The organism is Tenacibaculum sp. E3R01 (assembly GCF_003318185.1).
Taxonomy (GTDB): domain Bacteria; phylum Bacteroidota; class Bacteroidia; order Flavobacteriales; family Flavobacteriaceae; genus Polaribacter; species Polaribacter halocynthiae.
Genome location: NZ_QOCC01000023.1, coordinates 88248 through 97989 on the forward strand (window position 1 = coordinate 88248; position 9742 = coordinate 97989).

General features: G+C 27.3%; 11 protein-coding genes. 5 read left to right on the top strand and 6 right to left on the bottom strand.

The genetic code is table 11. The features are described from left to right. Positions 1–16 precede the first annotated feature (16 nt). The gene (locus tag DS884_RS11535) at positions 17–1066 is read right to left on the bottom strand and encodes a branched-chain amino acid aminotransferase (protein ID WP_093870332.1); all 1050 of its coding nucleotides are present in this window, start codon (positions 1064–1066) and stop codon (positions 17–19) included. A 118-nt stretch (positions 1067–1184) separates the two neighbouring features. Between DS884_RS11535 and DS884_RS11540 the strand changes: the two genes are divergently transcribed. The 3 genes from DS884_RS11540 to mnmD are packed head-to-tail and all read left to right on the top strand — an operon-like array spanning position 1185 to position 2762. Continuing rightward, positions 1185–1688, top strand: coding sequence for a DUF4920 domain-containing protein (locus DS884_RS11540; protein ID WP_093870331.1), 504 nt, complete (start codon positions 1185–1187; stop codon positions 1686–1688). Beyond that, complete coding sequence (locus tag DS884_RS11545) at positions 1688–2104, top strand: hypothetical protein (RefSeq protein ID WP_113786858.1); 417 nt, start codon at positions 1688–1690, stop codon at positions 2102–2104. Before DS884_RS11540 ends, DS884_RS11545 begins: the two co-directional genes overlap by 1 nt. A 1-nt stretch (position 2105) precedes the next feature. Then, a complete protein-coding gene (mnmD, locus tag DS884_RS11550) occupies positions 2106–2762 on the top strand; it encodes a tRNA (5-methylaminomethyl-2-thiouridine)(34)-methyltransferase MnmD (RefSeq protein ID WP_113786859.1) in 657 nt (218 codons plus the stop codon). 6 nt (positions 2763–2768) lie between these two features. Here the strand turns inward: mnmD and DS884_RS11555 are convergent, their stop codons facing one another. The 4 genes from DS884_RS11555 to DS884_RS11570 all read right to left on the bottom strand — a co-directional run bounded on the left by DS884_RS11555 (position 2769) and on the right by DS884_RS11570 (position 7503). Beyond that, the gene (locus DS884_RS11555; protein ID WP_113786860.1) at positions 2769–5330 is read right to left on the bottom strand and encodes a TonB-dependent receptor; all 2562 of its coding nucleotides are present in this window, start codon (positions 5328–5330) and stop codon (positions 2769–2771) included. Positions 5331–5335: 5 nt separating this feature from the next. Beyond that, positions 5336–6247, bottom strand: coding sequence for a FecR family protein (locus tag DS884_RS11560; protein WP_113786861.1), 912 nt, complete (start codon positions 6245–6247; stop codon positions 5336–5338). Between the two features lie 3 nt (positions 6248–6250). Then, the gene (locus tag DS884_RS11565) at positions 6251–6766 is read right to left on the bottom strand and encodes an RNA polymerase sigma factor (RefSeq protein WP_093870326.1); all 516 of its coding nucleotides are present in this window, start codon (positions 6764–6766) and stop codon (positions 6251–6253) included. 86 nt (positions 6767–6852) lie between these two features. Next, positions 6853–7503, bottom strand: a complete 651-nt coding sequence (locus DS884_RS11570) for a hypothetical protein (RefSeq protein ID WP_147239405.1) — start codon at positions 7501–7503, stop codon at positions 6853–6855. Positions 7504–7798: 295 nt separating this feature from the next. On the opposite strand from DS884_RS11570, the gene DS884_RS18740 reads away from it, so the two are divergent. Continuing rightward, the gene (locus tag DS884_RS18740; RefSeq protein WP_255405147.1) at positions 7799–7930 is read left to right on the top strand and encodes a hypothetical protein; all 132 of its coding nucleotides are present in this window, start codon (positions 7799–7801) and stop codon (positions 7928–7930) included. After that, positions 7931–8650 carry a tRNA1(Val) (adenine(37)-N6)-methyltransferase gene (locus tag DS884_RS11575; RefSeq protein ID WP_113786863.1) on the top strand — a complete coding sequence of 240 codons (720 nt, stop codon included), beginning with the start codon at positions 7931–7933 and terminating at the stop codon, positions 8648–8650. A gap of 9 nt (positions 8651–8659) precedes the next feature. Here DS884_RS11575 and DS884_RS11580 read toward each other — a convergent pair whose 3' ends face one another. Continuing rightward, positions 8660–9514, bottom strand: coding sequence for an alpha/beta fold hydrolase (locus tag DS884_RS11580; RefSeq protein WP_113786864.1), 855 nt, complete (start codon positions 9512–9514; stop codon positions 8660–8662). Positions 9515–9742 lie beyond the last annotated feature (228 nt).

The following is a 9742-nucleotide window of genomic DNA, read 5'->3' on the forward strand; positions in this document are numbered from 1 at the left end:
AAATATTTTATCCTTTTTATACTTTAACACTCCAATTATGAATATCTTCTCCTCTATTATATTGAATATTAAGTAGTTTTTCTTTAAAAATTGAAGCATATGAGTTTTCAATTTCTGGCAAATCATAATCAGTTTCCTTATACCCGAAACCAGCTATAGGAGAAATAACAGCAGCAGTACCAGCTCCAAACATTTCTTTTAATTCACCACTCTTTGCTGCTTCAACAACTTCTTTAACTGTTATTTTACGCACTTCAAATGGTATTTTATTATCTTCTGCTAATTGAAGTATACTTTTACGAGTAATACCATCTAAAATCCTATCACTTGTAGGGCTAGTTATTAAAGTATCGTTAATTCTGATAAAAACATTCATTGCTCCTGCCTCTTCAATATATTCATGTGTATTATCATCTGTCCAAACAACCTGATTATACCCTTTATCTATAGCTAACTGAGTAGGATAAAATTGAGCAGCATAATTACCTCCAGCTTTTGCAAAACCTACACCTCCGTTGGCTGATCTTGCATATTTCTCTTCAATTAGAACTGTTACTTTTCCAGAAAAATAAGCTCCTGAGGGCGCAGTACATATAATTAATTTATACTCATCAGCAGGTGATGCATGAAAACCTTCTCCTGTGGCAAACATAAAAGGACGAATATATAACGAACTTCCTTCATTAGTTGGTATCCAAGCATTATCAACCTTCAATAATTCTTTTAAACCTTTCATAAATAAATCTTCTGGAATTTCTGGTATTACCATTCTTTTAGCAGATATATTTAATCTCTTACAATTATCTAAAGGACGAAACAACAAAGTATTACCTTCTGTATCTTTATAAGCTTTCATACCTTCAAAAATAGATTGTCCGTAATGGAAAATTTTAGCAGAGGGATCTAAAGTTATAGGACCATAAGGTACTATACTAGGATTTTGCCATTTCCCATCTACATAATCACAGACAAACATATGATCTGAAAAAACACTTCCAAATTTTAAATCGTTAAAATCTACTTGACTAATTTTAGATTCTTTTATTGGTTGAATTTTAATATCCATAAAACTACTATTTTTATAATACAACAAAGTTACAAAAACAATAAGTATCAAAAGCATTACTTTAAGAGTTAAACAAATATACCTATCTTTGTTATTCTATATTTTTAAGCAACTGATTATGAAAAAACTACTAACTGCAACTCTTGTTGTTGCTACTCTATTTTTATCTTGTAAAACAGAAAAAAAAGAAACTACTACAGAAAAAAGCTCTCAAAAATCTGAATATGTATCTTTTGGTGAAAAAATTTCTAGTGATAATACTTTGTCAAAAACAGATGTTCTTGCTAAATTCCAAAATTTAAAATCTGGCGACACTTTAAATATAAAATTTGCGTCTACTATAAATGAAGTTTGTAAGAAAAAAGGATGTTGGATGAAATTAGATTTAGGAAATGAAAAGGAATCTATGGTACGTTTTAAAGATTACGGATTTTTCATGCCACTAAACTCTGATAAAAAAGAAGTTATTGTTAACGGTAAAGCTTTTGTCACTGAAACTTCAGTAAAAGATTTACAACATTATGCTAAAGATGCGGGTAAAAGCGAAGAAGAAATAGCAAAAATTACCGATCCTAAATACACATATGCTTTTGAAGCCGATGGTGTTTTACTAAAAAACTAATGAGAAGACCACTCATAATTTTGATATTAATTTCTCTTCTTTTTTCTTGTAAAAAAGAAGAGAAAAAGAATACAGAGTTAATCATGTATAAGCAGTCAGAAATGGCAGCTTTAATGAATACTATGTATCATGTTAATTTAGATTTAAAAGAAAAAATACTTAAAGGTCAAATACCTGATTCTTTTCCTGAAAGATATTTAAAAATACACACAGCTACATTAACAGATTCTACTGACAGAACATCTAGCTTTAAACAGTTTTCAAACCTCTATATACAAAATATGAAAAAAGTATATACTAGTTCTAAAGACTCTTTAACAACAAACTTTAATCAAGCTGTAAATAGCTGTATTGCTTGTCATCAAACTACTTGTACAGGTCCAATACCAAGAATTAAAAAGTTATTAATTAAATAATTTGAAAAGAGAAATAATTATAACCTCTGATGGTTCAACGACTATACATTTACCAGAATGGGATGAACAATATCATTCTAAACACGGAGCAATTCAAGAAGCTTATCATGTATTTATTAAAAGTGGTTTAGAGACTATCGAAAAAAAAGAAATTTCTATACTTGAAATTGGGTTTGGAACTGGATTAAATTGTTTAATTACTTTTTTAGAATCTAAAAAAAGCATCAATTATGTTGGTGTAGAGGCCTATCCTATTACAGGTAAAGAAATTGAAAGTTTAAATTACGTATCTACTTTAAAAGCAGAAAAACAAGCTATTCATTTTAACAAAATGCATAGTTGTTCCTGGGAAGTGAAACACCAAATTACTTCGAACTTCAGCTTATTAAAACAACAAAAAAAATTTAAAGAGATTAAAGATGAAGATACTTACAACTTAATATATTTTGATGCATTTGGAGCTAGAGTTCAACCAGAATTATGGACAGAAGAAATTTTTAATAAAATGTTTATTTCTCTAAAGAATGATGGTGTATTGGTAACTTATTCTGCAAAAGGAAGTGTTAGGAGAGCAATGCAAAAAGTTGGATTTATTGTTGAACGACTTCCAGGACCTCCAGGAAAAAGAGAAATGTTAAGAGGAACCAAAAGAAATTAATCTACCTTAAAACTCCACTCTAAAAATAATATTCGGAGTAAAACTCAAAGAGTATGTATCAATTGTATTTAAAGTAGCTTTAAAAGCATCATCATAAGAAACTTCACTTGTTCTTTTTAATATATTTTTTCTATTATAAATGTTTAAAAAAGAAATACCTACTTTAGATATAATCTTATTTTTCTTATCCCAAAAAAAATTATACGTAGCAGACGCATCTAACCTATGATATGCTGGTAAATTGGAGTTATTATACTTTTCTATCTCTAACCCATTATTAGGATTTAAATTAATCAAAGAACTAAATGGTAAACCCGCTTTATAAGTCCACCCCAAAGATAAATCCCAACTACTTAATTTAATTTGTTGTGCTATGTATAGTGAATTTGAAATATTAAATCCCCCATTAAAAGATTGATTACTATTAAAGCCATCAAAAGTAAGAGCGGTATTTCCTAAATTATAGCTAAACCAAGTATTTAATCTATTACTCCACTTTTTTCTTACTAACAAATCAAATCCTCTAATTAAAGCACTACCATTGAAAACTGTTTTACTGTAATTATTAAACCCAGAACTTAAAGAAGTTATTCCATTTATACTTTTATAGTACATTCCAAAATCAACTACCCATTTTTTATACTTAAATATACTTCCAAATGTAAATTGTTTACTTTGTAAAAGTGGGATCTCTTCATTATCAGAAAGAGCCCATAATTTATTTTCTAAACCAAAATCTGAAGTAAAAAACTCTACAATTTTACTGGTGTATTGCTGTTTTAATTCCGCTGAAGCATTCAACCAAAAATTAGGTGCTATTTTCAATTGAGTATATAATCTTGGTTCTGCAACAACTTTATTTAATGATGATAGGTAAGTTGTTCTTACTCCCATATCTACTATAAAAAAATCTTTGTTTTTATATTTATAACCCGTTAATATACTGTGGCTATTAATACTACCATCATTTTTATTTTTAGACTCAGAAAAAACAACAGTGTTTTTTTTCTCCAAATTAAAAAAAATGTTACTAAAAGCGTACTGATAGCCAATTAAAAAACTACTTTTTTTATTCAACTCTTTTGTTATCAAAAAATCAAAACTTAATTCATTAACTGTATTATCTTTATTTGTATAATCATATATAGTTTTTGCTCTATTTTTTTCTCGTTGATACCCTAAGGTATATTTTGCATGATATACATTTAAATTATGCTTCCAACTAGTATTCCATTTTGAATTCCAGGTAGCACCAAATCCATAATTTTTAATTTTTAATTTATCGCTTCTTATATCATTTATTTTAAAATTTTGCAATCTATAATCTAACGAGTTATGTATTAATATTTGTTGTAATGTTATTTTATTTTTCTCATTTAACTGGTATAGAAATTTTGTATTCATATCAAGAAAACTAAAATCATTTTTTGCTTCTACATAAGGTTGTTCTGCCAGTAAATTTCCTTTTGAAATACTTGTATTTTGAAACACTTTAGTAGAAATATTATTCATTGTAGGGGTTTTTAAAAAATCAGACAGTGAACTTCTAATAGATAATTGTATTCCTATTTTTTTTGTTAACGGTATTGTTGTGAAAGCATCAATTGCGGTCATATTTACCCCAAATCCAGTTGACTGTTTTTGAGGAACTTCATCCATGGAATTCATAGATATTACTCCAGCAATATGGTTTCCGTATTTAATATTAGAAGCATTTTTATAAACTGTTACCTTATCAATAATATTTGGATTAAATGCTGAAATAGAACCAAAAAAATGAGCTGTATTGTATAGTTTAATACCATCAAATAAAATTAAATTTTGATCTGGAGTTCCTCCTCTAATATGAATTCCTGCGGCTGTTTCTACAGGGCTTTGAATCCCTGGTATTTGCTGAGTACTTAATAATACATCTGACTCTGTTAAACCAGGTAAAACTCCACGTTTTTTGGGTCTCATAACAATAGAACCATCATCATTTTTAATTGTATTTGTTGAAAGGTAATTTGCAATAATTACTTCATCTAAAACATTAAGCTTTTCTTTTAATTTAACTTCTAAACATTTCTTTTTGTAAAAGTCGTTCCCTAACATAAGAATTGTTTTGTAACCTGCAAAAGACACCTGTAATGTATCATTAATTCTGATTTTCTTTAATTTAAAAAAACCATTAGAATCTGTTGTAGTTCCTATGCTCTGTTTATTTTTTAAAACAATAGTCGCTTGCTCCAAAGAATAATTTGTTAAACTATCTTTGATGTAACCACAAATATTTATTTTTTTAGAAGTATATTTTACAATAGAATAATAACGTTCATTTATTTTATTTATATAAACCCCTACCTTTTTTTCAATGCTTTGTAATAAGTCCTCTAAATTTTCACCATTAATAGGAAGTTCAAAATATTTATTATTTATTGTTTCTTCAGCATAAGAAAACTTTACATTATGCTTGCTTTCGATATTGGTAAGCACTGTTTTTAATAAGTTCTTTTTTTTTACTTTATTCTGGGTAAACACTGAACTTGCAACAAATAAAACAACTAGAAAAAAAAAACAATTTCGCATATAACCTATTTATAAAATAAAACTTCTTTCTCTTTAACTTCATACTTGAATCCCATAGTATCAGTTATTGCTACCAATGCTATGGTTAGATCAGAATTAGAAAAACTTCCTGAAAACCTTCTTTCTAAATCTATATTTTTTGTTTTTATTAAAACCCCAAAAACATCTTGTATCTTATTAACAACATATTTTAAAGGAGTATTATCAAAAGAAATTTCACCATTTTTCCATATTGGTTCAAAACTTTCAATATTCCAATTTTCGTAAGCTTCATTTTTAATTTGCCTAATAGCTTGATTTTTCACCAATATATGTTCCACTCCTTTTCTGCTAACCAATACTTTGCCTTCATAACACTTAACTTCTAAAAAGTTTAATTGCGAATTAACATTAAAAGCTGTTCCTAAAACTGATATTTCTCCTTCATTACTTATCACTTTGAACTTCTCCCCTTTTTTCACTTTAAAATAGGCTTCTCCTTTAAGAGTTACTTTTCTAGTTTTACTCCAAAGTTTCGGAGAAAATGACACTTTAGAATTGCTATTTAAAAGAACCTCGGAACTATCTGGTAAAAATACTGTTAATTGTTCTCCATACATTGTTGTAAACTCTTCTACTGAACTATTTTTCATTTGAAAAACTCCAAATAAAAGTAATATAGCAGCAGCAACACTAGCTCCCCAATAACCAATGCTTATTTTTTTAGTTTTATTCTTTTTTTCATTTCTTGTTTTATTTAAAAACTGATTGTACAATTCTTTTTCATTAGAACCAGGAACATAAAACTCTGAACTATATTTTGCAATTTTAGAATATGTTTCAAACTCTTTTCTTTGCTTTAATACAATTAATTCATCTTCAGAAATATCATTCTCCAGCCATTTAGCTAATAATATATTATATTTTTCATTATTCATAAACTAAATGATTTCTATTTTTTTTCGTAATTCTTTTAGTGCACTGCTCATTCTTTTTTCAACCGTTTTTATAGATATATCTAAAACATCAGCTATCTCTCTGTACTTTTTTTTATCTATTCTATTCATCAAAAAAACCTCTCGATCTTTATCCCTCAATTCAGCTATAGCTTGTTGTAACTTCTTTAGAAATTCTTTTTCTTCAAGTAAAAACTCAGGATCTTCATTTGTTGAATTAATAGGGTTTTGTAGTTTTTCATGTTCTAGAACTACCTTCTTATGAGAAAAAAAACTCATGAGTGAATTAAATGACATTTTATATAATAATGCTTTAACTGTATTAGGTATTATGTTTGAGCAATTCTTCCATATTTTCATAAATGCATCTTGCACAATATCTTCAGATAACGATACATCACCACATTTATAATAAATATAATTTCGCAGCGCTTTTATATTTGTTTTGTAAACCTCTTCAAAAACAATAGGATTACAAATTGACTTTTTATCACTAATCATACACAAACCAAGATACTGTATTTAGCTTTAAGTTTCAATTAGAAAAGATTTCTTTTTTTTAAGAAATCTTTTCTAAAATTATAGTTTTATTTTTTTTCTATTAATGAAATATCATCGATGGCTGCTGCCCCAACCATATGAATATACAGTGTATAATCTCCAGATTTTAAATCAACATTTAAATCTTTTGCATAACTAATCCACCCACTTGACTCAATTCTTGGTTCTAACTGTATAATTGAATTTTTAAAAGGATCTTTCTCTTCTTTTTTACTTATATACACTTTAAATACATATCCCCAACCGGTAAAGTCTCCTGGCCTATAATAATTAAATAAAATTTTACCTTTACCTTTTAATAATGGTACTGAAAGCTTAAAATCCTTTTTAGCTACCCCATCAAAAACACCTTTACAATTCCCCATATTCAACCCTAAAAACCTAGTATCATTACCTTTAAAATTGTACCCTTTCCAAGTTGTAAACGTTTTAGAAGTTCCGGTAAACAACCTTCCACAATGATTTTTATCTGCAGAAAGATTAACCACTGGTGTATTAGCTGTATAATCACTCTCTTTTGCTGTTAAAAAACCTTCATTGCTTTTTTCAAAAGAATATTTAAATAATTCTAACTTATTATCCTCTTCTGAATTTGGATTTACTATTTCATCATTTGAACATGATGTTAATATCATTACAGCCAATACTGCTGTTCCTAATAAATTTATTTTTTTCATTTTTAAAATTTTAGTTTTACCTTTTGATAGCATATCCAGCACCTTTACCAAGATCACTCATAGATATACTAAGTTTTATTATTTTTACTATTCTCTGAATTCTATTAATAAATAATTTCATAATCCCCCATTTTAAATTAATATTTTTTTTACCTAAACGTTTAGCTTCATATCTAATACTTTTATACTTCTTTTTACCCTATACTTTTTTAAAAAAAAATAAAATTTACTTTTTATTAATGTAAATAGATTGGTTTGTTTTACCTTCGAATTGTAATTTTTCAGAATAGAGTAAATGGAGTTTAAAAGAAGGTTTGGAAATAGAAAAAGAACAAAACCTAAAAAAGGATTGTTTTTTATAATATTATTAGCAATTGCTCTTTATTTATGGTTAAATGCAGAAAAACTTTTAGAAAGAATTTTATAAATGAAACCATTTAAATTTAAAGAATTCACAATACATCAAGATAAAACTGCTATGAAAATTGGCACTGATGCTGTTTTATTAGGAGCTTGGTGTTCACTAAACAATTATCCAGATACTATTTTAGATATAGGTTCAGGAACTGGTATTATTTCTTTAATGTTAGCACAAAGAAGTAATGCTTCTACTATAGATGCTGTAGAAATAGAAGCAAATGCATATGAACAAACAGTAGAGAATTTTGAGCAATCCGATTGGGGAGATCGCTTATTTTGCTATAATGCTCCTTTTACCGAGTTTGCTATTGAAATGACTGAAGAAGAAGAACAATATGATCTTATTGTTTCTAATCCTCCTTTTTACAATGATGAATTTGAAACAGCTGATTTAGCAAGAAATAAAGCACGCTTTACAACATCTCTTTCTTTTAAAGAATTAATTGAGGGAGTACGTAATTTACTTTCAAAGGACGGTTTATTTTCGGTAATAATTCCATCTAAAGAAGAAAAAGAGTTTATTAAAATAGCAAAATCAAATAATCTTTTTCCTAATAAAATATGTCACGTAAAAGGAAATGAAAACACAGAGTTTAAAAGAAGTTTGTTAGAGTTTTCTTTTATAGAATCTGATATTATACAAGAAGAATTAGTTATTGAAAAAGAAAGGCACCAGTATACTGATGCCTATATAAATCTTACCAAAGATTTTTATTTAAAAATGTAACTATTATAGTTAGTGTGTTTTATCTGAATAATTAAATTCTTTACTCAAAAAATCATTTACAATTTCATTAAACATTTTTGATTTATTACGAGGGGCTCCATGATTAGTACCTGGCATTATACATAATTGTGCAGTAGATAAGTTGCTAAATATCTCTACAGCATGTTTATTTTTAATAATGTCTCTATCTCCATTCATAATTAATACAGAAGCTTTAATTTTTTTCAACTCTAAATGGCTAATATTCGGTTGGGTTAACAACATTCTATCTAATTGTAATTCTGTTTTCCAATCTTTAGATGTATCACCTTTCATTATCATTGTTAATGTTTCTGCATGCATCTCTCTAACTTGCTCTAATGCCCAGCTATTAACAGCTGTAGTATCTGGTCGTAAATTAGCACCCATAGTTACTATTTTATTCACCTTAACCTCATTAGTTATTCCTATTTTTAAAGCTAAAATTCCACCATCACTCCAACCAAGAATGTTGACTGCATCTAATTTCAAATATTTTATAAGTTCCACAAAATCTTTTGTCATTTGTGTATAAGTTAAAGAGTCTGTTTTCAATTCAGATTTACCTTGACCTCTACTATCAGCTACAATTACCCTATATTTATCTTTAAAATAATCAATTTGATACTCCATTGCTTTTATATCTGCACCGCATCCATGAACTATTAATAAAGGTTCACCTTTACCGTATTCTTCGTAATAGATATTAGCTCCATTTATCTTTACATACTTCCCAACTGCAGAATTATTTCCATAAGGAGTATTAAATTTATCTTGTGCATTTATAATGCTAAACTGAAAAATTAAAAAAGAAAAAATAATTTTATGAAAGGTTGATTTTTTCATTATTGACTTTTGTTATTTGTGTTATGGTATTGTTTTTAATTAATTATATTAATAACCTGCAAAACTAGTAGGAAATAAATTAACTCCCTAATTCATTTAGGTTAAATTAACTTTACTTTATTGATTTTTATCTTTCTACTAAAAAATACTTTCTTTCTGTAGAAAGATAAAAACAGTTTTTCAATAGAAATTTCTCCCTAAGAATGTTACTTATTAAAAATAAAATAG

What these genes read in the sequence shown, in the direction of transcription:
- DS884_RS11535 (WP_093870332.1), bottom strand. Translation starts at nt 1,066, where the DNA reads ATGGATATTAAAATTCAACCAATAAAAGAATCTAAAATTAGTCAAGTA.
- DS884_RS11540 (WP_093870331.1), top strand. Translation starts at nt 1,185, where the DNA reads ATGAAAAAACTACTAACTGCAACTCTTGTTGTTGCTACTCTATTTTTA.
- DS884_RS11545 (WP_113786858.1), top strand. Translation starts at nt 1,688, where the DNA reads ATGAGAAGACCACTCATAATTTTGATATTAATTTCTCTTCTTTTTTCT.
- DS884_RS11555 (WP_113786860.1), bottom strand. Translation starts at nt 5,330, where the DNA reads ATGCGAAATTGTTTTTTTTTTCTAGTTGTTTTATTTGTTGCAAGTTCA.
- DS884_RS11560 (WP_113786861.1), bottom strand. Translation starts at nt 6,247, where the DNA reads ATGAATAATGAAAAATATAATATATTATTAGCTAAATGGCTGGAGAAT.
- DS884_RS11565 (WP_093870326.1), bottom strand. Translation starts at nt 6,766, where the DNA reads ATGATTAGTGATAAAAAGTCAATTTGTAATCCTATTGTTTTTGAAGAG.
- DS884_RS11570 (WP_147239405.1), bottom strand. Translation starts at nt 7,503, where the DNA reads ATGAAAAAAATAAATTTATTAGGAACAGCAGTATTGGCTGTAATGATA.
- DS884_RS18740 (WP_255405147.1), top strand. Translation starts at nt 7,799, where the DNA reads ATGGAGTTTAAAAGAAGGTTTGGAAATAGAAAAAGAACAAAACCTAAA.
- DS884_RS11575 (WP_113786863.1), top strand. Translation starts at nt 7,931, where the DNA reads ATGAAACCATTTAAATTTAAAGAATTCACAATACATCAAGATAAAACT.
- DS884_RS11580 (WP_113786864.1), bottom strand. Translation starts at nt 9,514, where the DNA reads ATGAAAAAATCAACCTTTCATAAAATTATTTTTTCTTTTTTAATTTTT.